This is a genomic window from Streptomyces sparsus (genome assembly GCF_054776295.1).
The window spans coordinates 25,585-51,722 of record NZ_BAAHCA010000002.1; the positions used below are offsets into that span (position 1 = coordinate 25,585).

General features: G+C 66.8%; 24 protein-coding genes, 1 tRNA gene and 3 pseudogenes. 8 read left to right on the forward strand and 20 right to left on the reverse strand.

Annotation, left to right across the window (positions count from 1 at the left end):
• Positions 1–45: 45 nt before the first annotated feature.
• From ACYVE9_RS00410 to ACYVE9_RS00420, 3 genes are all read left to right on the forward strand, one after another.
• Positions 46–1,212 (forward strand): acyl-CoA dehydrogenase family protein, encoded by a 1,167-nt coding sequence (locus tag ACYVE9_RS00410; protein WP_461025640.1) that lies wholly within the window; start codon positions 46–48, stop codon positions 1,210–1,212.
• Between the two features lie 244 nt (positions 1,213–1,456).
• Positions 1,457–2,593 (forward strand): DegT/DnrJ/EryC1/StrS family aminotransferase, encoded by a 1,137-nt coding sequence (locus ACYVE9_RS00415; RefSeq protein WP_461025641.1) that lies wholly within the window; start codon positions 1,457–1,459, stop codon positions 2,591–2,593.
• 972 nt (positions 2,594–3,565) lie between these two features.
• A tRNA-Arg gene (locus tag ACYVE9_RS00420) sits at positions 3,566–3,638 on the forward strand.
• A 71-nt stretch (positions 3,639–3,709) separates the two neighbouring features.
• Here ACYVE9_RS00420 and ACYVE9_RS00425 read toward each other — a convergent pair.
• From ACYVE9_RS00425 to ACYVE9_RS00470, 10 genes and pseudogenes are all read right to left on the reverse strand, one after another.
• Positions 3,710–4,864: a tyrosine-type recombinase/integrase gene (locus ACYVE9_RS00425; protein ID WP_461025642.1), complete on the reverse strand. Its 1,155-nt coding sequence runs from the start codon at positions 4,862–4,864 to the stop codon at positions 3,710–3,712.
• A complete protein-coding gene (locus tag ACYVE9_RS00430; protein ID WP_461025643.1) occupies positions 4,864–5,058 on the reverse strand; it encodes a helix-turn-helix domain-containing protein in 195 nt (64 codons plus the stop codon). The genes ACYVE9_RS00425 and ACYVE9_RS00430 overlap by 1 nt, the downstream gene beginning before the upstream one ends.
• Entirely contained in the window at positions 5,055–6,446 is a 1,392-nt protein-coding gene (gene repSA / locus ACYVE9_RS00435; RefSeq protein WP_461025644.1) for a replication initiator protein RepSA, read from the reverse strand. Before repSA ends, ACYVE9_RS00430 begins: the two co-directional genes overlap by 4 nt.
• Before the next feature lie 89 nt (positions 6,447–6,535).
• Positions 6,536–6,853 carry a SpdD-like protein gene (locus ACYVE9_RS00440; protein WP_461025645.1) on the reverse strand — a complete coding sequence of 106 codons (318 nt, stop codon included), beginning with the start codon at positions 6,851–6,853 and terminating at the stop codon, positions 6,536–6,538.
• Between the two features lie 22 nt (positions 6,854–6,875).
• Positions 6,876–7,031 (reverse strand): hypothetical protein, encoded by a 156-nt coding sequence (locus tag ACYVE9_RS00445; RefSeq protein WP_461025646.1) that lies wholly within the window; start codon positions 7,029–7,031, stop codon positions 6,876–6,878.
• Positions 7,032–7,042: 11 nt separating this feature from the next.
• Positions 7,043–7,234 (reverse strand): mobile element transfer protein, encoded by a 192-nt coding sequence (locus tag ACYVE9_RS00450; protein ID WP_461025647.1) that lies wholly within the window; start codon positions 7,232–7,234, stop codon positions 7,043–7,045.
• A 32-nt stretch (positions 7,235–7,266) separates the two neighbouring features.
• A pseudogene (locus ACYVE9_RS00455) lies at positions 7,267–7,921 on the reverse strand (DUF2637 domain-containing protein).
• 85 nt (positions 7,922–8,006) lie between these two features.
• Positions 8,007–9,362, reverse strand: coding sequence for an FtsK/SpoIIIE domain-containing protein (locus ACYVE9_RS00460; RefSeq protein WP_461025648.1), 1,356 nt, complete (start codon positions 9,360–9,362; stop codon positions 8,007–8,009).
• Between the two features lie 3 nt (positions 9,363–9,365).
• Entirely contained in the window at positions 9,366–9,722 is a 357-nt protein-coding gene (locus ACYVE9_RS00465; RefSeq protein ID WP_461025649.1) for an SCO3933 family regulatory protein, read from the reverse strand.
• 140 nt (positions 9,723–9,862) lie between these two features.
• On the reverse strand, positions 9,863–10,642 hold the full coding sequence (locus ACYVE9_RS00470) for a GntR family transcriptional regulator (protein WP_461025650.1): 780 nt from the start codon (positions 10,640–10,642) through the stop codon (positions 9,863–9,865).
• A gap of 18 nt (positions 10,643–10,660) precedes the next feature.
• Between ACYVE9_RS00470 and ACYVE9_RS00475 the strand changes: the two genes are divergently transcribed.
• Positions 10,661–11,125, forward strand: a complete 465-nt coding sequence (locus tag ACYVE9_RS00475) for an NUDIX hydrolase (RefSeq protein ID WP_031186072.1) — start codon at positions 10,661–10,663, stop codon at positions 11,123–11,125.
• A gap of 401 nt (positions 11,126–11,526) precedes the next feature.
• Here ACYVE9_RS00475 and ACYVE9_RS00480 read toward each other — a convergent pair whose 3' ends face one another.
• Complete coding sequence (locus ACYVE9_RS00480; protein WP_461025651.1) at positions 11,527–12,933, reverse strand: hypothetical protein; 1,407 nt, start codon at positions 12,931–12,933, stop codon at positions 11,527–11,529.
• Positions 12,934–13,412: 479 nt separating this feature from the next.
• Here ACYVE9_RS00480 and ACYVE9_RS00485 point away from each other — a divergent pair, with 479 nt between their 5' ends.
• A complete protein-coding gene (locus ACYVE9_RS00485; RefSeq protein ID WP_461025652.1) occupies positions 13,413–14,168 on the forward strand; it encodes a DUF5131 family protein in 756 nt (251 codons plus the stop codon).
• On the opposite strand, the gene tcmP is transcribed toward ACYVE9_RS00485, so the two are convergent.
• The 6 genes and pseudogenes from tcmP to ACYVE9_RS00515 form a co-directional block, all read right to left on the reverse strand.
• On the reverse strand, positions 14,165–15,277 hold the full coding sequence (gene tcmP, locus ACYVE9_RS00490; RefSeq protein ID WP_461025653.1) for a three-Cys-motif partner protein TcmP: 1,113 nt from the start codon (positions 15,275–15,277) through the stop codon (positions 14,165–14,167). The two genes, ACYVE9_RS00485 and tcmP, sit on opposite strands and share 4 nt — an antisense overlap.
• A gap of 612 nt (positions 15,278–15,889) precedes the next feature.
• Positions 15,890–16,195 carry a hypothetical protein gene (locus ACYVE9_RS00495; protein WP_461025654.1) on the reverse strand — a complete coding sequence of 102 codons (306 nt, stop codon included), beginning with the start codon at positions 16,193–16,195 and terminating at the stop codon, positions 15,890–15,892.
• Positions 16,192–16,923, reverse strand: a complete 732-nt coding sequence (locus ACYVE9_RS00500; protein ID WP_461025655.1) for a GntR family transcriptional regulator — start codon at positions 16,921–16,923, stop codon at positions 16,192–16,194. Before ACYVE9_RS00500 ends, ACYVE9_RS00495 begins: the two co-directional genes overlap by 4 nt.
• On the reverse strand, positions 16,892–17,161 hold the full coding sequence (locus ACYVE9_RS00505; RefSeq protein WP_308048163.1) for a hypothetical protein: 270 nt from the start codon (positions 17,159–17,161) through the stop codon (positions 16,892–16,894). Before ACYVE9_RS00505 ends, ACYVE9_RS00500 begins: the two co-directional genes overlap by 32 nt.
• 199 nt (positions 17,162–17,360) lie before the next feature.
• Positions 17,361–17,657, reverse strand: a complete 297-nt coding sequence (locus tag ACYVE9_RS00510; protein WP_461025656.1) for a hypothetical protein — start codon at positions 17,655–17,657, stop codon at positions 17,361–17,363.
• A gap of 15 nt (positions 17,658–17,672) precedes the next feature.
• A pseudogene (locus ACYVE9_RS00515) lies at positions 17,673–17,947 on the reverse strand (hypothetical protein).
• Between the two features lie 80 nt (positions 17,948–18,027).
• On the opposite strand from ACYVE9_RS00515, the gene ACYVE9_RS00520 reads away from it, so the two are divergent.
• Complete coding sequence (locus ACYVE9_RS00520) at positions 18,028–18,783, forward strand: GntR family transcriptional regulator (protein WP_461025657.1); 756 nt, start codon at positions 18,028–18,030, stop codon at positions 18,781–18,783.
• A gap of 237 nt (positions 18,784–19,020) precedes the next feature.
• Here ACYVE9_RS00520 and ACYVE9_RS00525 read toward each other — a convergent pair whose 3' ends face one another.
• Entirely contained in the window at positions 19,021–19,392 is a 372-nt protein-coding gene (locus ACYVE9_RS00525) for a hypothetical protein (protein ID WP_461025658.1), read from the reverse strand.
• A gap of 489 nt (positions 19,393–19,881) precedes the next feature.
• Here ACYVE9_RS00525 and ACYVE9_RS00530 point away from each other — a divergent pair, with 489 nt between their 5' ends.
• Positions 19,882–20,769, forward strand: a complete 888-nt coding sequence (locus tag ACYVE9_RS00530; protein WP_461025659.1) for a hypothetical protein — start codon at positions 19,882–19,884, stop codon at positions 20,767–20,769.
• Between the two features lie 10 nt (positions 20,770–20,779).
• Here ACYVE9_RS00530 and ACYVE9_RS00535 read toward each other — a convergent pair whose 3' ends face one another.
• Together ACYVE9_RS00535 and ACYVE9_RS00540 are read right to left on the reverse strand one after the other, a co-directional pair.
• Positions 20,780–21,547: an IS5 family transposase gene (locus tag ACYVE9_RS00535; RefSeq protein ID WP_461025660.1), complete on the reverse strand. Its 768-nt coding sequence runs from the start codon at positions 21,545–21,547 to the stop codon at positions 20,780–20,782.
• An 808-nt stretch (positions 21,548–22,355) separates the two neighbouring features.
• Positions 22,356–22,760: pseudogene (locus ACYVE9_RS00540) on the reverse strand (UTRA domain-containing protein); the annotation flags it as partial.
• Positions 22,761–22,970: 210 nt separating this feature from the next.
• Between ACYVE9_RS00540 and ACYVE9_RS00545 the strand changes: the two are divergent.
• Positions 22,971–26,099, forward strand: coding sequence for an NACHT domain-containing protein (locus ACYVE9_RS00545; protein ID WP_461025670.1), 3,129 nt, complete (start codon positions 22,971–22,973; stop codon positions 26,097–26,099).
• Positions 26,100–26,138 lie beyond the last annotated feature (39 nt).

Below are 26,138 nucleotides of genomic sequence, written 5' to 3' on the forward strand. Positions count from 1 at the left end.
CGATCGACTCTCCGGACGACACCGGACCGACATACGGGAGATTCCGTGACCGCTGACACAGCTGTGAAACCCCTGGCCGCCGCCGCCCGGAAAGTCGTCCCACTGGCCACCCGGCACGCCGCAGACGCCGACACCGGCCGCGAGCTCCACCCCGACGTCGTCGACGCGCTTTTGGACGCGGGGTTCGCGCGCCACTTCGCTCCGCTGGGCCTGGCAGAGGAGAGGGCGGGCCTGGTGGAGCAAGGGGGCGGCTTCACAGACCTCCTCGAGGCCACCGCGGCGGTCGGACAAGGCTGCGCCTCCGCCGCGTGGGTCGCCTCCGTGATCGCCAACTCCGGTCGTCTCACAGGCTACTTACCGGCAGCCGGGCAGGAGGAAGTCTGGGCGAAGGGTCCCGAAACGGTGGTGGCCGCGGGGCTCATCCCCGCAGGGACCGCGACCGCGGAGACCGGCGGCTGGCGCGTGGCGGGCCGTTGGCCGTATGTCAGCGGCATCCGGTTCGCCCATTGGGTACTGGTCGCCGCCCGAGCTGAGCTCCAGGGACGTTCAGAGGTGCGTTTGTTCGCGGTCAACCGGAACGATCTCACGGTCGAAGACACCTGGTTCACCCTCGGTATGCGCGGCACGGGCAGCAACACCGTGGTTGTCGACGACGTCACGGTCCCGACGGAACGGTCCATCCTTCTCAACTCCGTTGTGACCGGCGCTGCGTCGGACTCAGCGGCCCGCTGGCACCAGGTACCCCTGAAGGCGGTCAACGGACTGTCCCTGACCGCTCCGCTTCTCGGTGCCGCGCACGGTGCTGTGCGCCGCTGGTCGGAGCTTGTCGGCTATCGCCTGGCCGACGCACCCGCCGGAGTTTCCGGCGCCACTGACCAGAGCGTGTACGAACAGGTCCTCGCGCGCAGCGACGGTGAGATCCACATGGCCGGCCTCGCCTTGACCCGCGTCGCCGATTCGGCCGACTCCGGGGGCGTCGCCGCATCCGGGACGGCACGCAACGTCCGTGACTGCGCCCTGGTCGCGGATCTGCTCAGCACCGCGGTGGACCGCCTGCTGCGCAACGCCGGCACGCGGGCTCACGCCGAGCACGAGGAACTACAGCGCTTCTGGCGCGACATCACCTGCGGCGCGGGGCACAACGCGCTTCAGTTCTCCCCCGCGGCCCAGCTTCTCGCCCGCACGGTCCTCACCCCGGAAACCGCCCAGTAGGAGCGGCTTGAGCCGCATCCCCCTCGCTCGACCACCGGCACTCCCGAGGCGGTACCGAGCGGATCGCTTCGGAACCAGACGATTCGACGCATCCCTACCACGGACACGGTGGCCGGCCCGACGTCGTGGTCGACCCGTCGCGGACCCATTCGGGCTGACGCGCCGGCAGGAGCTGTGGCGGGCCGGCACAGCGACCGCCTGCCAGAGCACATGACAGCCCGCCCAACCCTTTCAGGAGGCAGACGTGATCAATCTCTTCCAGCCGCAAGTCGGCCAAGAGGAACTCAAGGCTGTGGCAGAGGTGTTCGACAGCAAGTGGCTCGGACACGGCCCTCGCACCCAAGCGTTCGAAGCCGCCTTCGCGGAACACATCGGCGCCGCACCCGGACAGGTCATCTTCGTCAACTCCGGCACGGCGGGCCTCTTCCTCGCCTTGGAAACGCTCGACCTGGGCGAGGGCGACGAGGTGGTACTACCGTCACTCAGCTTCGTCGCGGCTGCCAACGCCATCTTGGCGACCGGAGCCCGTCCCGTCTTCTGCGATGTCGACGCGCGCACTCTCAACCCGACGGCCGAGGACATCGAGCGGGCCCTCACTGCGCGCACCAAGGCTGTCATCGTTCTCCACTACGGCGGCTATCCGGGCGACATCACGCGCATCGCCGAACTGTGCCGCGAACGGGACGTCAGCCTGGTCGAGGACGCCGCGTGCTCTCCGGCCTCCCGGGTCGACGGCCGAGCCGTCGGCTCGTTCGGCGACCTGGCCATGTGGAGCTTCGACGCCATGAAGGTCATGGTCACCGGAGACGGCGGCATGCTCTACGTCCGTGATCCGCAGCGGGCCGCCCGTGCTCGTCGGCTCGCCTACCACGGGTTGGGCCAGCCCAGCGGCATTGGATTCGCCAAGGTCTCGCACCGTTGGTGGGAGCTCGACGTTCCCGAATTCGGGCGCCGGGTCATCGGCAACGACATGACGGCGGCGATCGGCACCGTACAACTCCGCCGCCTCCCCGAGCTCATTGCCCGCCGAAAGGAGATCGTCGACCTGTACGACCGTGAACTGACCGGTTTCCACAGCGTGCGCACTCCGCCGCCGCTGCCCGAGGGGCACGAGTCCAGCTACTACTTCTACTGGATCCAACTCAGCCCCGAGATCCGTGACCAGGTGGCCTCCGACCTCTACGCCGCGAAGATCTACACGACCTTCCGCTACGCGCCGCTTCACAAGGTGCCTCTTTACGGGGCCGAGCACCCGCACTTGCCTGGATCCGACCGGGCTTCGGAGACCACCCTGTGCCTGCCTCTGCACCCGGGGCTCAGCGAAGCGGACGTGCTCACCGTGGTGGCTACCCTGCGGAAGGCGATAGCGGCACCGAATTGACCCACCGAACATCCCGGTCGAAGGGCGGGCGCTTCGCCGTCTGCCGGACAGGACCGGATCGAGGTGATGCCAGCTTTGCGGTGGCTCCGGCGCAAAGCGCAAGTGGCCAGGCGTCCAGTGCCGCTGGTCCCGTAACGCAACGGTGCTTCCGACGAGAGCGCACTGCCGGTTCCCGCCTCCGATCCTTATCGGATAGTTCGAGCAGCTGAACGTCCGATGCTGGTCAGAAGGGTGGCGAGGAGCCGGCATGCGGGGTCGCACGGGAAGCCGGAGTCACCGCGCGAGGAGGGGGCATTCCCCGGAGGGCTGCCTCGGACCTGCATCCGACGGCCTCCAGCGCTGAAACTGACAACACCGACGCCGACGCCGACATCAACAAAGGCAGCAAACGGCAAGAAAAGGGGCACGAAGGACGCGCGATGACGCAGATATTCCACGCTTGCCCTGAATGAGTGAACCGGACGTTCCCACAGCGTGGGACTCCACCGAGGCAATCCCTGCTTCGTCGCCGCCGACGCGTGACGCACATCGCCAAGCGCAACGGCCCCGACTGCCAGAGAGGGACATCTCGGACGCCTGCGCCGCAGCCTGGCCCGGCCCTTCCCGCGGGTCTTCGCCCCGAGCCGGGCACCTGGAACGCCGTACATCACTGCGGGGCAGATGGAGATCGAGCCACGGGACCGCACGCCCCGGCGGGTCGACAGCCCCGTACGGGCTGCCGGCTTACGCCTGCAACCCACACCTCTCCGAAATCGATCACCCTCCGCAGCCCTCGGCCAGTCCGCACATCAGGAGGCGTCCCTCGCCCACCGAGGAGGAGTGGTCACCAGACCCCTCGCATCAGCTACGCTGTCCGTGGTCAGCGGGGTTGCACCTGTCACCACCCACGCCAGGGCGTGAGCAGCAACCCCGACCACAAGGCTTGTGCATCAGTCGACCAGAGCTGACTGCCGGTTCCGCAGGCCGCGCCTCGCCTCCGTAGCTCAGGGGATAGAGCACCGCTCTCCTAAAGCGGGTGTCGCAGGTTCGAATCCTGCCGGGGGCACAAGGGAGAAGGCCACCTAGGAAGGTTCCTAGGTGGCCTTTGACATCCACTTCTGACATCAACGCGGGCGATCACCCACGATCAGGGCGCCGCTTCCTGAGCAGCCGGTCCATGTGACTCATGGCCTCGCGCTGCGTGTCCTGCACGACGTGCGTGTAGACGTCCATGGTGATGCTGATCTGAGAGTGCCCGAGGATCTCCATCACGACGCGGGGTGCAACTCCGGCCGCCGTGAGGAGTGTGGCGGTGCCGTGCCGGGCGTCATGCAGCCGGATCACGCGGAGGCCGGCGGACTCGGCGACGCGGGTAAAGGAGCGGTAGACGTTCCGCGGCTCGACCTGACGGCCGGTACGGGTGGTGAAGACGTAGCCGGACTCCTGCCACTGCTTGCCCGCCTTGACCCGAGCAGCCGTCTGCCGCATCCGGTGCCAGCGCAGGGGCGCGATGCAGAGGGCGGGCAGCGGAACGGCCCGGCGACGGCGACTCTTGGGGTCATCGTCGTAGAGGACGCCCCGACGACGCTGCGTCTGCTGGCGGACGTAGAGAACGCGGCTGTCGAGGTCGAGGTCTGACCAGCGCAGGCCGATGATCTCTCCCCGACGGAGCCCCATGGCGATGGCGAGCACGAAGGCCGCGTACAGCGGGTCCTTACGGGAGGCGGCGAGGAAGTCGAGCGTCTCGTCGAGGGTCCAAGGCTTCAGTTCACGATTGTCGGTGCGGGGCGGCTCGACCAGCTTGGCGACGTTGCGTGTGATCAGTTCCTCGCGGCAGGCGGAAGACAGCGCCGATCGCAGGACGCGGTGAGATTCCTTGGCGGTCGCCGCAGTCGTCTCCTTCTCCAAACGGACGAGGAAGCGGCGCACGTCGGCGACGCCGAGCGATTCGAGCCGCTTGGCGCCGAGCAGCGGCACGAGGTAGAGCCGGACGTGCGCCTCGTACTTGTCGTACGTACTGAGCTTCCGCCGAGGCTTGATGACGTTGTCCAGCCAGTAAGGCAACCACTCCGAGAGCTTGGCCGACTTGGTGGGCACGGGCACGCCCTGGTCCACCTTGGCGAGCAGCTTCCGGCGCTTGACGTCGCACTCGGCCCAGGTCTTGCCGTAGGCGAACTTGCGAGCGCGGGTGCCGTCCGGCTGGAGGACGTAGACAGCGCACTGGTACCGGCCGTCCTTGCGCTTGGTGATGGTGCCGGCGCCGTTCGGATTGCGCTTGCGCGGAGCAGCCATCAGGCAGCCTCCTCGATCTGGCCGAGGACGAAGTCCCGCACAGCGGTGGCGGGGATACGACGCGCCCCATCGATCTTGATGGAGACGAGTCGACGCGAGCGGATCAGGTCATAGACCTTCGAGCGTCCGCCCTTGAGACGCGCCATGACTTCCGGCACGGTCAGCAGCTCGGCGGTGGCAGCGGCGGCGGTCATGCTGCGGCTCCTTCCAGGGCCAGTTGGTCTTGCAGTGCTTCGCGTGCGGTTTCTCGGTTGAGCTGGAGGTCCCGGGCGATGGTGGCGGCGAGGGCGGATTCGCCGGGGGTGTGGCCGTGTCCGGCGTACTGCCAGTCGGTGAGAACGAGGACGGTGTCCGGCTCGCGGTCGTCCAGGGCGAGGGCGGCGTGTTCCTGGGCGGCGCGGTAGTCGGCGCGTGTCTGGCGCAGGGCGCCGAGGGTGGTGGAGTAGCGGCGGGACTTGGAGGAGAAGTGGCCGCGGAAGCCGAGCATGTGAGCCCAGGCCCAGAGGCGCCGGTCCGGGTAGAGGCGGTCCAGGTCCCGGCATGCGGTGATGAGTCGGCGGGTGTGGTCCGGGACCTGGTGGCGGTCGAGTTCCGCGAGTTCGCCGATACGGCGGTCAAGCGTGCCGGTGTTCTCGGCGGCTTTGGTGGAGTACTTGGCGACGTAAGAGGCGACGGCCTGTTCGGTGATGTCGGAGCCGTCGCCGAAGGCCTTGACCGGGCGGACGTCGAGCTGTGTGCCCCAGCGGAAGGACCAGGCCGGTTGGTCCCCGGCAGCCGGAACGGAGACGGACGTGTAGGAGTGCGCCGCAGCGGCATGGATGGCGTCGGCGAGGAGGCCGACCGTTGCCCAGGCAGGTGGGGGCGTTCCTGGTCCGTCCGGTCCGTCGAGCCGGATCACCGCATGGAAGTGCAGGGCACCGCGCTTCTGAAACTCGGCGACCTTGCCGTAGGAGACACGAACGCGGTCGGCGAGTTCCCGGCGGGTGAGGCCGGCGCGGGCGGCGAGTTCGCGACGCAGGCGAGTGGTGAACCGCTGCCAGAGCTGCCCAGCGTGGTTGTTGAACAGGACGGCGCCCGCGTAGTCGTACGTCGCCGGGTCGAGGGCCGTGCCCAGTTCCGGGGCGTGCTGGGTGCCGCAGCGGCAGGCGCCGTGGTCGGGCCGGTTGTGGACCGGGCCGAAGGAGGGAGCGGTGAGCGTGGCGAACACGCGCGGGTGATCCCGGACCGTGGTGGGGACGTCTCGGCGGTCGTCTCCGGCCAGGCCCGCGCGGATGAGGTGGTAGGTGTCGCCCGCGTAGGTCCAGGCGCAGGAGGGGCAGCGGGAGGCGCGGCGGTTGCCGCAGGCAAGGCGGAGGCGTCCGCCGGGTTCCACGGCGGTGGTGTAGTGGTGGAGGGTTTCGCCGGTGATCTTGTCCTTGTGGAGGGTCCAGCCGGTGAGGTGGATGGGGTCGGGGCAGCCGCCGGTGCGGCGGATCTGGTCTTCCCAGCGGGTGTAGTCGGGGGCCGAGGCGACGCGGAGGAGGTCGCCGAGAGTGGTCGGGTCGAGCAGCGGGGCATGCGCGGTCGGGGCACGGTGCGCCATGCTGGGTGCTTCCTTCCGGTTATGAGATCGGTTGGGGACGGCACCCGGGCGGCGGATGCTTGGCGGTATCGAGGCCGCCCGGGGGCCGGTCAGCGTTGCTTGGCGTCCGCGTGGACGAGGGAACGGATCACCAGGGCGCAGACGGCGACCGAGGCGCCGGTGATGGCGACGGCCAGGAGCAACGAGACGAGTACGGCGCCGACGACCAGGACGACGGCCGTTCCGCCGCAAAAGAGGGCGAGGGCGGTGCCGGGGGTGAGCTGCACCGTGGGCCGGGTCGGTGCGGGAGTGGCCGGAGCCGGAGGCGGACCCTGCACGCTCGGCACGACAGCGGTCGGCTCCACGACTACGGGCGGCGCGAGGTGGCCGGCGGGCGTGGGGTTGGTCGGGATCTTCGGGCGGAGCATCGGGCTTCTCCCTTCGGTCGTGTTACTTGACGAAGCCGTTGACGACGGGGGCCAGCACGCTGTCGGCGATGAGGAAGCCGCCGAGGAGGAGTACGGCGATGAGCCACCAGGGCGGGCGGATGAGCTTGACGCCGAGGTAGCCGACGGTGAGGAGCGCGAGCCAGAGCGGGATGTCCATCGGGTGGCCTCCTAGCTGACGCGGCAGCGGTAAGTGCGGGCGGCGAGCTGTGCGGCGGACTGGCTGGAGTAGTCGGCGGACCAGCCGCAGCGGTCATTGGTGCACACGGCAGCGTGTTTGGTCTGGCCCCGGCGGTCGCGGTGGGTGCCGATCTGCACGGGGCCGATCCGCATGACGGAGTGGAAGAAGTCGCGGGCGGGCATGTCAGCAGGTCTCCTCTCGGGTTTCGGTCGGGTCAGGTGAGTTGGGCGGCGATGGCGTCGGCGAGGTGGGGCGGGACGCCGAGGCGGGCGCGGAGGGTGTCGGTGTCGATCGGGGCGCCGGTGCGTGCGTGGTGGTCGTCGGCCACTTTGCGGGCGTGGTCGACGAGCGCGGCCGGGACCGGCACGGCTGTGGACAGGGCAGGGGCTTCCTCAATCTGCGGGGCGACGGGGGGGGTCAGGCGCCGGGCCCGGCTCAGCGGCAGCCGTATCGGGCACGGGGCCCTGAGCCGGGACAGAGGGCGCCGGCGGAGCCGGGGCGGGGTCCGCGGGTGAGTGGGCGAGGAATGTGCCGCCCATGAAGGCCAGGGCGGGCCAGGCGGCGACGAGGATGCGCAGCCAGGCCGGAACGTCGCCGAGGTCGAGGAGCCCGGCCGTAGCGACGTTGGCACCGAGCGATGCGACCAGCGCGATGACGAACCAGCACCAGGCCAGCCGGGACGGTCCGTCGGCACGCAGCCTTCGCCAGGCAGCGACCAGGAGCAGGTCGACCGAGACGGGGTAGGCCCAAGCCTTCCAGCCGGTCTGTCCGGCAGCGGCGGCGAGGTCGTGCAGGTGGGCGAAGGACAGCGCCCCGGCGATGACGGCCTGAACGAGTACGGCGTCGATACGGAGAGCGGGGCGAGCCATCACGGCTCCTTCCTGTGATCAGGCATGACGGGGGTAGGGACCCGGCGCGAAGGACGGTCGCGTCTGCCGTGGGAGGGGGGTGGGGTCAGGCTGTGGCGGGGGCTGTCTTGGACAGCGGCACACTGGCCGAGGGCAGCGAAGCGACCGCAGGCCGGAAGGGCGCGAGGGCAGGCAGCTCGGGGGTGCGGTCGGCGTGCTTGTTGCAGACGTTCACGGCCTGGCGCAGTGTGGTGTGCGGGGCGCGGATGCGGTGCCAGCCGCCGGTGGAGTCCCCGGCGATGGCGATTCCGCGTGTCTCGGCGGGAATCTGGATGGCGGCGAGGACGGCGTCCGGGGCGATGTCGCCGAAGGCCATGTTCGCGGACGTCTCGTCGTTGACGCGGTGGGCGGTGCGGCCGGTGAGCTGGGCGCGGAGCATGGTGATGCCCTTGCCGAGTTCGGAGCCGAAGCGCTGCCCGCAGATCTCCAGGTAGACGCCGGCCGCGCGGCCGAGCTGGGCGAGACGGACCAGGGCGGTGATGATCCGGTCCCGGCGCTTCTCTTCCTCCTTGCTGGCGAAGAGCGCGAGTTCGGCGACCTCGTCGACCAGGACGACGACCGGCACCGGCCGCAGGTCCTCGGGCAGATCCCAGATGTCGGCGGCGATCTCCGCATCCGGCACGGCAGCGCTGATCCGCTGCTCGGCGCGGATGAGCTGATACACGTCCTGCATGTGGGACACCAGCGCCTCCAGCAGCTCCAGCGCGGTATCGGGGTTGTCAGCGAGCGCGGAGAACCGGCGGGCCAGCGGGAACAGCTCGACCCCTTGCTTGCAGTCGATGCCGACCAGCGCGACGTGCTGCGGGGCGAGCCCGGCGACGAGGTTGCGCTGATAGACGGACTTGCCGGACTCCGTGGCGCCGAGGGTCAGACCGTGCGGGACGGCGCGGTAGTCGCGGTAGTGCACCGAGCCGTCCTCCCGCAGCGCGACTGGGACACTCATCAGTCGGGTGTCGGTCTTGGCCGGCATCTGCACCCGCTTGAGCACGTCGTAGCCGGTCATCCGGATCTCGACCACACCGGAGCGCAGCTCACGGGAGGTGACGCCGTACATCCCGAAGGAGTGGCGCAGCCGGTCCGAGGCGGCGGCGACGTCGAAGGCGCCCTGTCCCGGTCGGAGTTTGAGCCGGAGGACCAGGCCGGTGTGGGTGGGCCGCAGCCGCAGGATGCGCGCCGCGCGGGATTCCGGTGCCGGGCGGTTGGTCATCCGGGCCAGCATGAGGCGCCAGCGCGAGGGCGGAGCCGTCAGCCCGCAGGCCTCCATGACGGAGGTGTAGCGGACCAGGACGCGCACGACAGCGAAGGTGACCCCGAAGGTCAGCCAGTACCAGGCGGGACGCCGCCACCGCAGGAGACCCGCAGCGGCGACGACCACCAGCAGTAAGACCGTCGGCCACGTCATGGCTCAGGCCGCCTTCGAGCCCGTGCCCGTGGTGGCCAGCGAGGTGACGGCGACCGCGCGGAAGGCGATGCCGTGCCGCTTCTGGCCGTTGAACTCGTTCTCCCACGGCCGGGCGATGAGCCCCGTGAGCGCGGCCGGGGTGCCCAAGGTCAGGTCTCCGGAGATGCCGGTCTCCGGGACGGTGACCGACAGGATCTCGACTTCGTCGTTGGCCGCGAACATCACGTCCACGGTCATCAGCTTCGCGCCGGTCTCGGCGTCGGTGGCGATCTCGCCGGTACGGCGGTCACGCACCTTGGGCTGCGGGGTCTTGGCGACCATCACGGTCGCGGCGGAGGTGTCGACGGGGATCTGACGCACAGCAGAACACTCCTCTATAGATGCTGGACTCCGTCACTCATATATATGAGCGACATGAAGAAGAGTGATCACTCCTGTACATGAGTCAACCCGCCGCGACATCGCGAAGTCACGACGGGTTGCGGGAACTTGAGCGAGCGTCAGTCGGCGGCAGGGATCCGGTACTCGAAAACGAACTGGTCAGCAGCCATGAGCGTGTCGCAGACCTCCACCACGACTCCAGCCGTCGTACGAGCCTCCCGGATCAGATGAACCACCGGCGCACCCGGACTCAGCGCCAGCTCGGAGGCTTCCGCCTTGGAGGCCGGCCGCGCTTGCAGCGTCTCGACAAACTCCGCGAACTCATGTCCATGGTCTTCGAGTCGGGCATAGATGCCACCGCCGCCGGGGTTCTCGGCGAACAACTCGGGGATGTCCTTGACGACGTCCCACGGGAGGTAGGAGGAGGCCGTCTCGACCGGGGTGCCGTTGCGGAAGTAGAGGCGCCGCCGGGCGAGCACCTGGGTGCCGGCGGAAACGCCGAGCCGCTGAGCGGCATCCGCGGGAGCCTCCATGGGCCCGATGTAGAGGACGCTCACCTTGGCCGTGGCTCCGGACTGCGCGGACTCCGCGAGGTACGCGGCCTTGCCGCCCTGGCGGAGCGAACGCCGGAAACGGTCGGAGGAACGGTGCCGCACCGGCGGCCGGTCCTTCACGATCGACCCCTTACCGTGCCGGGTCTCGACCAGCCCGCTCGCCCGCACCTCAACCATGGCCTTGCGGATCGTGCCCCCCGACACGCCGTAGCGGTCCACCAGCTCCGATTCACTCGGCACCATGTCACCGGGCTTGAGCACACCCGCCCGGATCTGCTGCACGATCTCGTCCGCGATCTGCACGTACCGAGGCCCGGACCTGCCCCCCTCTACCGCAGTTCCCATAGTCCTTCTCTGCCTCCTATGCTCCTGTATATGAGTCAACCACAGGAAGCAACGTCGACGCCCCTGCACTCCGTATCCGTAGCCGGAGTCGTCGTGCGCGAAGACGGCCGCCTCCTGGCCATTCGCCGAGCCGACAACGGCACCTGGGAACTCCCCGGCGGCGTACTCGAACTCAACGAGACCCCAGAGGCCGGCGTAGCCCGCGAAGTCTGGGAAGAGACCGGCATCCACGTCGAGGTCGACGAACTCACCGGCGTCTACAAGAACACCACCCGAGGCATCGTCGCCCTGGTCTTCCGCTGCAAGCCCTCCGGCGGCACCGAACGCACCTCAAGCGAGTCCACAGCCGTCTCCTGGCTCACACCCGACGAGGTCAGCGACCGCATGGCCGAGGTCTACGCGATCAGACTCCTGGACGCCCTAGACGGGGCTGGCCCCCACGTACGAAGCCACGACGGCAAGCACCTCATCCCAGCGGGATAAGACTTTCCCTACTTCATCAAGGCCCGCGCACGGCGCGGGCGCGCGCCGCCTCTGCGGCACGGCCCGCCTCCTGTCTGCGCCCCGGCTGGCCGCGCCCGGCGACGCGCTCGGCGGCTGCGGGCATGAAGGGGGACACACCCTCTGTGGCTGGGGCGGTCGGCTCCACGGCTTTAGGCAGCCACTTTGGGGCGAGCCTCTAAGATCTTGGCCCCAACGTCGTGCTTTAACGGGCAGGTCCACAGACTGCCCGACTCGCCATCAGCTTACGGGGCCAAGATCACTCGCCCCAAAGCAGCTCCAGCCCAAAGCCGCTCCGCCGACCGCTCTCAGCTACCCCGCACTATATCCGGATGACTCACCGAGCGCACACTTTGATACCTTCCCTCGAAGGCTCGGGCTACCTATTCCTCTTCTTCCTCTGAATCCAGGGACTGAAGTACGTCCGCCGGCACATCAATCATGTCCACGAGATCTTCCCTATCTTGCTGAACCAGCCAGATAAGGAAGCTTCGGTCTACGATGTTCAGACGTTTGAGTGACTGGTCGTAGTCAAGCACGAGGGGTTTCACGCCCTGCTGCACCTGGAGACTCGCCACCCCTTTCAGGGCCTGAGTAACATTTCCCGCATTCAGCGACGAGCCTCGCGGATGCACACGCGAAAGTATGCGACGAATATTCCGATACGGGAGCCCGCTTTCCAACATCTCAGTCGAGGCCCCAATCAAAGGGACCAGAAGCCAACGGTACATCTCCAAATCGGTTTGACCAAAACCGGCTGCAAAGTTGGTCAGGAAGTCACTGAACCGCGCCGACTGCTTGTCCACTACTTCTTTGATAATGCTGTTCGCGGACGCACCCACGGCTACTGAGCGAGTCGGACTTTGTGTCTCATGGACGCCACTCTTAGTGCAAGCCTGCAGACAAGACTCCTGAACGACATAAATACTGTCGTAGCAACTACTCAGCAAGGTATTCCGGAAAGCAGCGTCGAACTTTATGCCGAGCTTCTCCTCTCCGAGGTCTATGGCCTCTTCCAGTTCCGGACGCAGCCACTTGTCCGCATTGATTGTGGTTATTCGCCCACTGAGGTCACCATTGAACTGCACCAAACGATTTTCCTGCAACCAAACACCAACGACAATGAAGGTGAAGCTGGAACTCTCATGGAAGGCCTTGAGGGCGACCGCAAAGTCTTTTTGCGTTTCCTCAGGGAGGTAGTGAAAGTCCTCAAGGACAATCCATTTGTCGAAGCCGATTTCCTTCAATGCCCAAATCACGTCGTTGACATCGAAGGGATCCAGCTCTAGAGGAGCAGTCGTTACTTCGTTTGTAGTTTGCCGACCACCTTCGCCGCCGACCTGACCTTCGATCCCCTTGCCGAACAGCTTCGCGGAAAGCTTCGCGCTCGCTTGGATCTTATAATGCCCGCTCGCCGCTCGCGTTTCCGTTTGCACGACCGTGTAACCGGCCTGCTTGAGGATGGTCGAGTTTAGCTGCCCGAGATTCCACCTATTCGAGCAAGTGGCGACGATGTATTCATCGTCGCGAAGGTGGTACTTGCGGACGGAGGTCTTTCCCTGCTTCGAGCTTCCGTAGATGACCAAGTGCTGATCGCGGGACAATGCAGCGACCAGCTCATCATCTACGGCAGGCCGTGTGACATAGTTCAGCGGGAGATCGCGAGTGATGCCGAATACGTCAGTAGCCCGCAAGATTTCCTTGCTCACTTTCCCTCCAAGGAATTTAGAGCGCAAAGACGGCACCACCCAGCCGCCGCAAACATCATACTCGTCGCGCTGAGACAGCATCAGCCCATCGCGCTAACGGAGTCGACGAAGCTCTTACCGTCCTTGCTGGCCCTTTCGCGAGGCCGGGGGCAGGCCCAACGCTGGCACACAAGCAAGCGCCCTTCCGGGCCGCCCAGGGGCCGTGGAAGGGCGCTCAACGATGACCAACGTCGACAGCTACCGACAGCTCAGCAGCAGGTCAGGCCGTTGATCGATAAGGCGGCCGCAGGTCACAGCCGCCGTTGATCAGTTGTGACTGAATTGAGTGCATTCAGGAGAGCGCCGAGGCGCTGCCAGGGCAGCAGTGGGGCGACACCCTTGAGTGGCGCGTACCACAAAGGCGTGAACGCGTGTTCGATACTTGGTCTCAGGGCATACAGTCTGGGCGCCGGATGGTTGGATGCCGGTGTCCGGTGGTGTGATGGGTCGTTAGACAGTTAGCGGGCCGTGGCTGTGCCGTCGGTGGGTGGGCTCGGTTCGAGGGGATGGAGGGCCGGCCGGTGAGTGACCGCAGTGCGATCGAGTGGACCGAGGCGACGTGGAACCCGACCACAGGGTGTGACCGTGTCTCCAGCGGATGCGACAACTGCTATGCGCTGACGCTGGCGAAGCGGCTGAAGGCGATGGGGTCGCCGAAGTATCAGGCTGATGGGGACCCGCGCACCTCCGGTCCTGGGTTCGGGTTGACGTTGCACCCGGATGCTCTGCGCGTGCCGTACGGGTGGAAGAGTCCGCGGACCGTGTTCGTGAACTCCATGAGCGACTTGTTCCATGCACGGGTACCTCTCGATTACGTGCGTCGCGTATTCGAGGTGATCGCCGACACGCCGCAGCACACCTACCAGGTGCTCACCAAGCGGGCTCGGCGCCTGAGACAGGTTGCTGATCGCCTGGAGTGGCCGACGAATCTCTGGATGGGCGTATCCGTTGAGAGCGCGAAGGAGCTGCCGCGTGTCGACGACCTACGGCAGGTGCCCGCGGCGGTGAAGTTCCTCTCATGCGAGCCCTTGTTGGGGCCGCTGGATGGGCTGGAGTTGACGGGAATCGACTGGGTCATCGCTGGCGGCGAGTCGGGACCCGGGCACCGACCGCTGGACGCTAGGTGGGTGATGCAGATCCGCGACATCTGCCAGGAATCTCAGGTGTCGTTCTTTTTCAAGCAGTGGGGCGGTCGCACGCCGAAGGCCGGCGGCCGTGAACTAGACGGCCGCACCTGGGATGACTTGCCAGACCACCCTCTGCTGCCTGCAGGCTAGGAGGCTTCGTCGGCGACATCCTCAGGAGCGTAGAACCGCACGGTGCAGCCTTCCGGCCAGGCCGTGCGCGCTTTGACCGGGTCGACACGGATTGCCAGGCCCTGGGCGGCCAGGTTGTCCAGGACCTGGCGCAGGTGTTTGTCCATGTGATTCAACCGGGCCGCCTGACTGGATAGGGTCTCCCACCGCTGCTCGGTGCCAGCGTGGCCGTGCAGGGCGACGTCCAGCCGGTCCACGATCGAGGTCTCGTCAAACAGCGAGGGCGCGTCTGCCGTGTCGGCGGACGCACCCTGTCCGCTGTAGCTGTCCAGCTTCCAAGTAACGGGCGCCCAGCACTTCAGGCCGGCCTCGCTGTGGGTGGCCAGGATCAGGTGGTAGCGCGCGCTTTGATTACTGATTTTGATACCGAAGCTGCCGGTGAACAAGCCTTGACGTCTGAGGCCTTGTTGGTAGGCCGTGGCGAACGCCTCCTTGCGGGCGCCCGCACGACGCTCGGGCGTCGCCACCTGCCAGTGGTCGCCACCGAAGTAGGCGGTCATCGTTTTGTCGAAGCCCTCACGCTGGCAGAAGCGGTGCAGCTCGTTAGTGAAGAGGGTGAACAGCACCTCGTCACGGGGGCCAGTGAGGCACTGGCTGATCAGCGAGAACGGCGCACTCTTCAGGTCAAACGGGTCAATCAGCCACAGCACGGGGGTATCGGCACGACCGCGGTGAGCAAGCGTGGACAACCGGGACTGCTGCTCAGCGAAGGTGCCCGGCGGCTGGATGCTGATGTTCAACTGCGGTGAATGAGGCAACTTAGCGAACTGGCGTTGGAGTTCTTCCACCCGGTCGGGTCGCTCTTCGAGACAGATGAGGTTGAGTCGACCAAAGCGTCGCTGCGCGGTGTGCTCCAGGAAGGTCTTGGCGACCACGATGGAGGAGCCGGGCGGACCGTCGGTGTAGACACCCGGGCCAGCGAATCCGTCCACGATGGTGGCCTCGCGAAACGTCTGGAGGATTTTACCCATCCAGCACTGCAGATAGTGTCGGTATACCAGGTGCTTGACCTGAGTGTGTGGATCACTCTTCCAGACAGTCCGTTCCCGCAGTTCTTCTACTCGCCCCATGGTTCCCTCCCCTGAACCCACACCAGCTGACCACCTAGCGTCACCGCTAGGAGACTTGTTGTCTACAACACCAACTCAGCCAGCTTCATCGGACGCAGCTACCCACGCCGCATGCAGCTGCCACTCGCACGGCAGGAGATGAGCCTCGCGGCGATCTCGGTTCCTGTGCTGCTCCATTCGGGTGTCGTGCTCACTGCCCCGTTGAAGCCTGTGCCTCTCGCTCCGTCCCTACCTCAGTTCCAGTAGACGGCTGACAGCCGCGCGACTGATGGCAACAACAGCGGACTTCAGCGGCTGCTCGGCGCCGCCAAGGGTGACCGCCGTATTCAGGCATCACCGCAGTGGTTAGCAGGGCACTGCGTACGATGTCAGTGACGGCGGTACTGACGGCAACGACGGCGCACGGCAGCGGCACTCAACGGCCCAGCACGGCGCTGGCGTATACCGATCAGGTGGACTCATCAAGGCTCGCCCGCATCTTCTAAGCGCCTGGCGGTCGAGGCCGCCCGGGCCGTCGCTGGGCCGTCCGAGGTCACCCGACGCCAACCAACAACGACAGAAGCCCACGGCATTTGAACTAGTCAGAGCCGTGGACCTCTTCTGTCACGCTGGTCAGCGGCACCGATGATCGGTAGACCGGCTGTCCAAGCGGTGGCCTCGGCTGGTCGCCACGCGGAGCGTGTCCCTCAAAGCTCCGGTCAGGTTCTTCGCCAGAAGCTGCATGTCGTCCGGGGCCGTGTCGGTGGCGAGCATGTCGATCGCCTGGTCCAGTAGTTGGGTTGCCGTGCCGAGTTGTACTGACTCGATGTTGTCGGCCAGGCGGGACATGTGGCCGCCGCTGTCATCGGTGCTGAGAAAGCACGGCTTGCCGTCGGGCCCCGTCCAGGGGAGGAGCCGCAGTTCGTTTGACGTCGTCATGTTTTCGTCGGCCTCTCATCGATCACGTAGTGAGTGGTGAACACCGCGTCGGCCCGATCCCCCGGCAGCACCAGGAGGGCCGCCTCGACCACGCGTCCAGAGGTGTCGGCCGTCTGGCGTATGACGACGAGGACTGCCAGGGCAGAGCTGATCCGGAGGGTGGACGCCTCCTCCGGTGTCGGGAGGCGAACGCTGATCTCCTCCCGGACCTCAGCCGGCGGCGGGCGGAGTTCCCTCAGTCGCGTCACCACCGCCTCGTACGGGAGTGGCTCGCGGAGCACGGCGGCCGGCGCCAGGTCGCAGGGGACGTAGATGCGAGCCAGGCTGTGAGGTTTCTCGTCCTCATGGCCGAGACAGAGGATCTCGATCAAAGGACTGCCGGTCGGCATCTTCAGTAGGGTCGCGAGATACCCGCGGGCCCGCACCCTGGTGGTGTGGACGGTGACGTTCAGGGGTGCTAGATCCGTGCTGTGCGCGTCCGGGGTCCGCCTCCCGCCGACGTACGTGATCCTGTGGAGCGGACGGCGGACGAAGTTCCCCTTGCCGTGGGTCTTCTCGATGAGGCCTTCCGCCTGGAGTACGGCGAGGGCATTCCGCAGCGTCGGTGTACTGACCATGTATTGCGCGGCCAGATGCGCCTCAGAAGGCAAGCGTCCGCCGGGCTTGAGCCGACCGGTGACGATCCGGTCCCGGAGGTCATCGGCGATGGCGTCGCGTCGTGAGGGCACGGGTGGGATCACCGCCTCTCACTCGCACGAGCCGCAGGGCGATGAGCCGGGTCCCCGTGTGGATAGTCAGCAGCTCGCCCGAGTCGAATACGAGTCGCTTGGCTCCGCCGGGCAGTTGGAAGAGGTCGGTCACCCGGCACTGCTGGCCCCCGACCTGGATGACGTCGCCGAGCTGCACGCTGGCCGAGGTGATCTCGACGGGGGAGAGCACCGCGCCGCTGAGTGCTGCCCCCCTCACCGTGCCGCCCCTGTCTGTACTGGGCGCTTGGCGACGGTGTGGCACGAGCAGTCGCAGGTTTCATAGATCACCGGCACGTCGACCGGTGCGGTGAGCGGGGACGACTCCGCGCAGGCGTGGTGTGTGCCGATGCGGCAGGAGGTCGACCGGTAGGACTCGGGCCCCGGTTGGGTGGTGTGGGGCTGTTGGCGGGACGGCATCAGCGGTCACCCGCCGAGGCGTACCAAGGACCGGCGAGGGGAGCGCGGCTCACGGCCGCCGAGCGGTGCCGTGCTCGCGCCTCACTGGCCAGTACGTACGGGCGGCCGAGCGCCGTCTCCTCCCCCACGAGAACGCCCGTGTGCTCGCGGTGCCGACGCAGGAACAGCACCGCGCCGTAAACGACTTCCGGGGAGACGGCCACCGACCGCACAGGCGTTTCGGAGCTGCGGTGCCGGCCCTTGTGGAGGTACCGCTCCCTGAGGCACGAGACGGTACGGCGGATACGATTGAGCACGGTGTTCAGCCCCTATCACTGATGACCCGGTCCCCCGACATCGCCCGTCGCGGGGACCGTTTGTGTACGACCGCCCAGAGGGTGCGATCGTTCGAACTGGTGGCGAGGAGGCCGAAGCGGTCGGCATCGGCTACCGCTTCCAGGACCTCCCGCCATGACTCGGCGGAGAGTGGCTCCGGCACCTCCGCCTCAATGGCCGTGCAGTCGTCGCGCTCCTCCACGCGCGTGGCGAACCCAACGGCCGATAACCGGGCTGCGATGGCCTCCGCGCACACCTTGGAAGCAGGCACAGGGCAGCCCTCCGGGTAGCGGCGATCACTTTGAGTGAAGCTAGTTAACTAGCTTAGAGCTAGTGGACTAGATTTTCCATATGCCTGAGCAACCGCCCTATCTCCGCATCGCCGACGAGCTTCGGCGGCGGATCGCGGAGCACGAGTGGGAGCCGGGGGACCGGCTTCCCTCCCGCGCCCAGATCGGCCAGGAGTACGGCGTCGGCGACAACGTGGTGCGCCGGGCGCAGGAACTGCTGATCTCCCGAGGTGTGCTGGACGGTCGCGCCGGTTCCGGCACCTACGTCGCCGAGCCACGGCAGCGCGTACGGGTGGTCCGGTCGTCGGCGCGTGAGCAGCTCAGCGGCTCACCGTTCCGGGCGGACATGAAGGCCGTGGGCAGGCAGGGCGACTGGGAGAGCCGGACCGAGGCCAAGGTTCCGACACCGGCGGAGATCGCCACGCGCCTCGGTATCGCCGAGGGTGAGCTGTGCGTTCGGACGGCGTACGAGTTCCTTGCCGATGGTAGGCCGGTGCAGCTGTCGACGAGCTGGGAGCCGTACGACCTCACCGCCGGCACGCTCGTCGTCCTCCCCGAGGGAGGGCCGCACGCCGGGGCAGGGGTCGTGAACCGCATGGCGGAGATCGGCATCACCGTCAGCCACGCCGTGGAGCAGCCCGAGCCACGGCAGGCGACCGCCGAGGAGGCCTCACTCCTGGGCGTCCAGAAGGGTGCGCTCGTCACGCACATCCGGCGGACGTACTACAGCGATCAGGGGCGACCTGTGGAGACCGCCGACATCGTCGTGCCCGCCGCGCTCTGCGAGATCGTCTACGAGATTCCGATCCCTCGATAACCGTGCGCGTATGCCCCGCCCGTGCCCGATCGAGTGGGAAACCACGGGGAACGCCGGGCAGCCACAGAGCCCGAGCATGAGAACGACCCCCGACCAACTACCCAGGTCAGGGGCCATTCTCACTGCTCATCGCGCGGAGGTGGTGAGATTCGAACCCATGGCGACATCGCTGCCACGACAGTTTTCAAGATCGCTCAGGGTGAGACTCGCCCATTGCGCCTCCACCAATCTTGTGGTTCAGCTGCTCACAAGACGATCACCGTGCAGTCGTGCCGCTCGCCGCCAATCGCAAGCCGTGCACCGTTCCAACCAGACGTATGGTGACGCGTCCTTGGCCTTGTTCTCGGGCATGTCTGCAAAGTTGCGCCGGTCCCGAACTCGTCCGCACGGCTTGTCAGCTGAGTGATACACGGTGAGATCAGGGCCCGGCGTCTTCCGGACAAGACAGGGCAGGTTAACGTCACTGTTGCCCAGCTCGGCGATCTTGCGGTTAACTTCCCGCACCTTCAGATCGACCGCCACTCGAAGGCGCTGCACCTCCTTGTAATGATCATCGAGCAACTTCAGCTTCTGTAGGCGCAGCTCATTGATTTTTTCTTGCGTGCTCACGGGTCAGCCTCTCTTGAACAACTATTCAAGTCCGTAGCACTTCTTAGCGCGTCGACACCTGCCTCAGCGAGCGCTCGCATGATCCATAAGGGGAATCTGCCATTTTGCCGTGCAACCTGCACCACGTGTGGTAAAGGCGAGGGCGCAAGACGTTGAGGGTTCGGCACGCACCATAAGCGCACCAGATCGAGCGGGGAACAGCGGGGAACCACGGCGAGGAGGGACCAGCCTGAAGAAGCGGCAGGGACACCGTTCGCCCAGTTCAGCGCCCCCGGCTGGTTCCAACGTTCCGCAGCTTCCCAAGCTGAGAGCTCAGGCACCGTCGTCACGGGCCAGCCGGTGCGACTTGCTCTGGTCAACAGCATTGGCAGCGTGGCTGAGGCCGGCGGGAGTACAGCGAAGCGCGTGCGTGCGTGATCAGCCCTGACAGACGATGAGGAACGGGATGCCCGGTGACTACGCCGCAGCCCTGCACACCCAACCCACCGCGTGCGCGAAGATCAGGGGATGGATTTTCAGGGAGTTGGGGCCATAGCCGCCGCTGTCGTTGCTGCCGTTGGGATCCCAACTGCGCTCGTTGTAGGCCGTTGGCAGATGAAGGCAGCCATACGCGCCGCTGAAGAGTCAAGTCGCGCTGGATTCGCCCAGGCAGAGGCCAGTTACCGCGCTGCTCTCGATGCTGTGCGGGCCGAAGCCGTAAACGCACACTCCCAGTGGCGGCGCGGGCTACGGCGAGACGCCTATACAGCGCTGCTCTTGGCCGCCCACCAGGCGAGAACCGCCGGACGACTGCTGACTGAGGGCTCCGTCGAAGACCGCGTGTCTCGCGGGATGTTTGCGACGCAGGGCGCCGCTCTTGCCGAAGCACGGATTGCGATACAGGAGGCAGCTCTTGTCGTCGCCCTGGAAGGGCCGGAGCAGCCCGCCATCAAGGCAGAGGCTCTCGTTCATCGCTGCCAGCGGTTCATCGACGTGCATGGACTAAGAGCAGAGGCAGAGGAGGCCGGACACAGCATCCGGACTGCGCGCGCTGGCCTCGCCGTAGACGACCCGCTGAGCGAGTTTGTCGAAGCCACGGACGTAGTTAGGGCACACATCTATGTGTACCAGGATGGCCCGGCGGCTCTAGAAGCAGAGCTACACGTGCGCTCATCGCCTTCACAGATCCGCGACCTGCAAGACGTCGCTTATGCGAAGCTCTCGCGGATACCCGAGTCTCTTCGCAAGCAGGGGTTGACCTACCTCTTCGCCAGTTTGAGGCACCCGGACTTGGTTTGCGAAGAGCGGCAGGGGGCCGATGCGCAGTTTTTGGACGCCCAAGAGGAGTTCCTCGCCGCTGCCAGGGCTGTTCTGGATGGCGACAGCACGTCTCAGTGAGCCTTTTCCATCATCGGTCTGAGCTGGCCAGATGCAGGGTGAGGACGGCGTGGACCAGGTCGGTGATCCGGGTGGTCGAGCAGCGGAGCTTGCGGAGGAGCCGCCAGGCTTTGAGGATGGCCATGGCCTGCTCGGCGAGGGCGCGGATCTTCGCGTGGGGCCGGTTGGCTGCCTGTTGACCGGTGGAGAGGGTTTCCCACCGGCCCCAGTACGGGGTGCGGACCGTGCCGCCGGCACCCCGGTACCCCTTGTCGGCCCAGCACGTGATGCCGGCCTGGGCGAGGGCGTCGACGATGCCGTGTTCGCGAGCCGCGCGGACGTCGTGGACGGCGCCGGGCAGGGCCGGTGAGGCCCACAGCAGCCGGCCGAAAGGGTCGGCGAGAACCTGCACGTTCATGCCGTGCCTCCTGTGTTTCCCCGAGTAGTGGGGCTGGTCCGCAGCGGTCCGGTCGATGGGCAGCAGGGTCCCGTCCAGCAGCACGAACGCCTTCAGCGATGCCGTCCGGACCGCCTCTGCAAGGGTCGGCGCGAGAGCGGCCAAGACCTCGACGGCCTCGGTGATGTACCGGTACGCGGTCGTGGTTCCGATGCCGAACCCGGCCGCGAGCTGGGCATACGGCTGGCCGTTGCGGAGATGGGCGAGAGCGAGCAGGGCCTGCCGGCCGACACTCAGCCGCCGCCAGCGGGTACCGACCTCTCGGCGGCGCTGACGGAGCTTGGTGGACAGGAAGCGCAGGGCGGAACTGGACACGTCGACGCCCGACGGGTAGACAAGCACACGAAGCCTCTGGTGGAGACGGATTTCTTGGTCGAAAACCCATCTACCAGGGGCTTCACCTGTCTGTCAGCCCGACCACCAAGCATCACCCGCAGATTGGAAAAGGCTCAGTGACGTGGGTCAAAGTCTCAGGCGCAGCGCACGGGCAGGGTAGTTGTTGGGTCAAGTGCCGGGGTGCCGTATGAGTGCAGAGAACACGACCCGGCCGTCAAGCATGAACCGGACCGCGGGGCGGTCGCACCCCATGACGCCCTGCCTGCCGCTGGAGGCTGACGTTGCGGGGGCGTCGTGTCCAGCCGAGTATCGCAGTGAAGCGAGGCCGCATGTGTGCGTTGAAGCGCACTGCCGCTCACGACCTCGTGCGAGACATAGTGGTCAACCGTAGCGCCTTGGTCTCATGTGCAACTTGGTGGCTCGAGCACCGCTGATCTGACATCCACGGCTGACATCAACGACGTCGGACGGAGGCGTACACCAGCGTCTCTGCCCGCCCGTCACACCAGTCGACGGCTGCTGCTGGAGCGGGCCCGGATCGAACTCCTAAAGCGGGTGTCGCAGGTTCGAATCCTGCCGGGGGCACAGAACAAAGGGCCAGCTCAGGAGGGGTTTCCTCCCAGGCTGGCCCTTCGTCGTGCCCGATGCCACGCCGCACGCACGCCGCTGGAGACCACATCCCCGGGGCGGCGGGCACCTCTGCCCCATGAGCGCGCTTCCCAGGGCACGCATCTGGGTTCGCGTCTGCGTGTATACGGAGTCGAGTGCAGAGCGCACCGCCCTTGCCCGCCAATCTCCCATTCGCCCGGGCCGGTCAGGTTGCGGGAAGGTGGTAGTCGAGGACGTAGGCGTCTGCGGCCATCACCGTGTCGCAGACCTCGACCGCGCGGCCCTTGGTGTCGAACGCGGTGCGGATGAGGTGGATGACGGGCACACCGGAGGCCAGGCGGAGTGTCTTGATCTCCAGCAGCGAGGGCATGCGCGCCCGGATCTCCTCGTCGAAGTGGTCGAGCTTGTGGCCGAGTTCTTCGAGTCGGGCGTAGATGCCACCGGGGCCCGGATTGGGCTGGGCGATCGGAGTGTCCCGGGCCAGGTCCAGCGGCAGGTAGGAGGTGGCGAACTCGACCGGGCGGCCGTCCAGCAGGTACCGGCGACGACGAGCCAGCACACGCCGCGGAGCGCCGAGCCTGGCGGAGATGTCCGGGGTCGGCCGCTCTTCCCACAGCAACAGCCCCGGGCGTTCGTCGGACACCCGAGAACGGCGCCAGGGGCAGCGTAGAACGAACTCGCAAAACGGGTGTCGCAGGTTCGAATCCTGCCGGGGGCACCGACCGAAGGGCCAGCTCAGGGGGTTTCCTCCCGGGCTGGCCCTTGCTCCCGTTCGGGGCTCTGCCACGCACCGTCCCCCGTGCGTCTGCCTGCTGCCACAATGCCTGGGGCCGCCTGGAGGAGGAGTTCGGTGATCGCGGAGACAGCGGCATTACGGCTCGGTACGTCCGTGGTGAACGCAGCGGGTCGGTTGTGGCTGGGAGGCAGGCAACGCGAGCAGGAGCGGCTGCTGCCCATGGAGGAACTGGTTCGGGTACGGGTGCCCGGCCTGCGGCTCCAGCGCGAGGTCAGGCAGCAGTTCGAGCAGATCACCAACGCGGTGTTCGACCGGTTGGAGCCCTTCTTGAAGCACGCGTTCCAGCGCTTGGAGGAGGGCGGTCGCCAGGCCGTGATCGACGCCGTGTCCGACACGTTCGCGCAGGCGGACCTCTCCGACGAGGCCCTTCTCGCCGCGAACGCCCAGCCTGCCACGCTCATCCGTCGCATCACCGAGTCCGTGCGCGCACCGGTTGGACTGAACGAGGCGGAAGGCCGCCTGTACGAGATGCTCTTCGCCGAGTGCGTCGAGTACTACGTCCGTATCGTCCGCAGTCTTCCGGCTTTCGAGGAGCGGGCGGCAGTGGAGCTGCTGGCGCGGACTGCTTCGTTGGGTGCCGAGGTGGCGCGAGTTCTGGAACGTCTTCCGGATCGTTCGCTTTTCGCGCCAGAAGGTTTGGACCATGACACCGGCTTCCGCCGTACGTACCTGGAGCTGGTCAGCAGGGACCTGGACGAAGTGGAACTGTTCCGTCGTACGTCCGACCAGGCGACCGCACCCCGCGTACGGCTGACCGTTGCGTACGTCAGCCTGCGGGCCACGGGGGATGACGGGATGCGCCGACGCGCTGCCCCCTCGCTGCCCCGCCTCCGGCCTGACATGAGCTACTGGGACTCGGCGGAGACCGAGAGCTCCGGCACAGGGGCCGAATCCACGTTGGGCGGTGTGTCCCGGGTGTTGCTGCGAGGTGAGGCCGGCTCGGGCAAGACGACGTTGCTGCGGTGGCTGGCCGTCATGGCGGCACGGGGTGCCTTCAGCGGCGAGTTGGCCCACTGGAACGGGCTCACCCCTGTACTGATCAAACTGCGTGAGTACAGCGGCCGTACCCTGCCCAACCCCGAGTCGATGCTCGACGGTGTCGCCGGGCCCATCACCGGAATCATGCCAAGGGGGTGGGTCGAGCGACAGCTCGACAGCGGCAGAGCGCTGCTGCTGATCGACGGCGTGGACGAGCTACTCGACCGGGACCGCCGGGCGGTACGGGACTGGCTGCGCAAGCTCCTGCGCCAGTACAGCGGTGTCCGGGTGGTGGTCACCTCACGCCCTGTTGCAGCCGGCGCGGACTGGCTGCGCAGCGAGGACTTCGTATCGCTCCACCTGGACCGGATGACACCACCGGAACTGGTCGCCTTCGTACGGCAGTGGCACCAGGCCGTCCGTGAGCTCGGAGGCGAACTTCCTTGTGCCGCGGAGGAGATTCCGCAATACGAGCGGTCACTGCTCGCAAGTCTCAAAGACCGCCCTCATCTGCAGTCCCTCGCAGGGACACCGCTGCTGGCAGCCCTGTTGTGCGCCATGCACCTGAACAGGGGCCGCCAACTGCCCCGGGATCGAATGGAGCTGTATCGCAACGCACTGCACACCCTGGTCCACGAGCGGGACGCGGATCGAAACGTGCCGAGTGCGGTGCACAGCAAGCTGAGCCTCGGAGACAAACTCGTCATACTGAGGGATCTCGCGTGGCGGTTGTCGGACAACAACCGAAGTGAGATCGACCTGGAGAGAGCATCCGGATACGTCGCGTCGAGGTTGCGGGCGATGCGCCATCTGGACATTGCGGACGGCGACCTGGTGCTGGACCAGCTACGGCACCGTTCCGGGGTTCTCCGGTCTCCGGCCGAGGGGCGCATGGACTTCGTGCACCGCACCTTCCAGGACTACCTCGCCGCCGAGGAGGCCGCGGAGGAGGACCGCATCGGCAACCTGGTGGGCCGGGCGCATCTCGACCTATGGCGGGAGACGATCATCATGACGGCGGGTCATGCCAACACCCGCCAGCGCGAGGAGCTGTTGGGTGGCATTCTCGACCGTGCCGAGGCGGAGCCCCGGCACACGCGCACACTGCGGCTGCTGGCGGCGGCCTGCCAGGAGACGCTGCCCTCCGTCTCGGACGGGCTTGCGGACCGCCTGGACCAGGCCGTGACCGAACTGCTCCCAGCAAGACGGAAGACGGACCCGCCTGCGCTGGCAGCGGTTGGGCCCAACCTGTTGCGTTGGATGCCGCGATCGCTGGATCAGCTCACCGAGAAGGCCGCAGCGCAGACGGTGCGGACCGTGGCTTTGATCGGGGGCGAGGAGTCGCTTGAACTGCTGAAGGGGTATGTACGGGACGACCGTGACGGCGTCGTCGAGGAACTCATCCACGCATGGGACTACTTCGATGCGGATGTCTACGCCGACAGTGTGTTGACCCGGTTGCCGTTGGCGGGACGCGATGTCACGCTTGCCCACTCCGGCCAGTTGCACGCGGCGAGCCGGCTGCGCTCCCTGACAGACGTACGAGTCACCCACCCCGTGCGGGGGCTCGGGTTCCTCTCCGGACTTCCGCCCTTGCGCGCACTGGTGGTGAGTTCGCTGCGAGAGGAAGCGGACCTGTCCGTGCTCCGGTCCCATCCGGATCTTGAAGAGCTGATGCTGTTCGTCAATTGTCCGGTGAGGGGGGCATCGGTTCTCCCCGACTTGTCGGAGCTGAGCGTGCTGGCCCTCCCCCTGTCCGGCGACCTGGACATCAGTCTCTTGCAACAGATGCCCAAGTTGAAGATCGTCAGCCTTGGACAGGTCAAGAAGCAGACCGGTCTGAGCCCGCTCGCCAGACTCACCGGTCTGAGCAGCCTGCATCTGCTCGGAGACGGAAAGGGCACGACGCAGGGGCTTGAGGAACTGGCCGGCATGACGGGTCTCGAGAGTCTGTGGCTGTATCGCTACGACGTGGACGCGTGGCTCACGGCGCTGAGGAGCGCCCCGCCTTCGTTGATCATGCTGTATCTGGACGGCTGCGTCCTGTCTCCCGACCACCATGCCTTCACGCAGTTCGAGCGCCTTGTTGATGTGACACTCGTCGAGTGCCACACACCAGACGGCGCTCCCCTCACCACTCTGGACATACCGGGCGTGATCACCCATGTCGACTGACGGAATACCTGCCCCGGCCTCACAGAGGAAGGGGCGGTT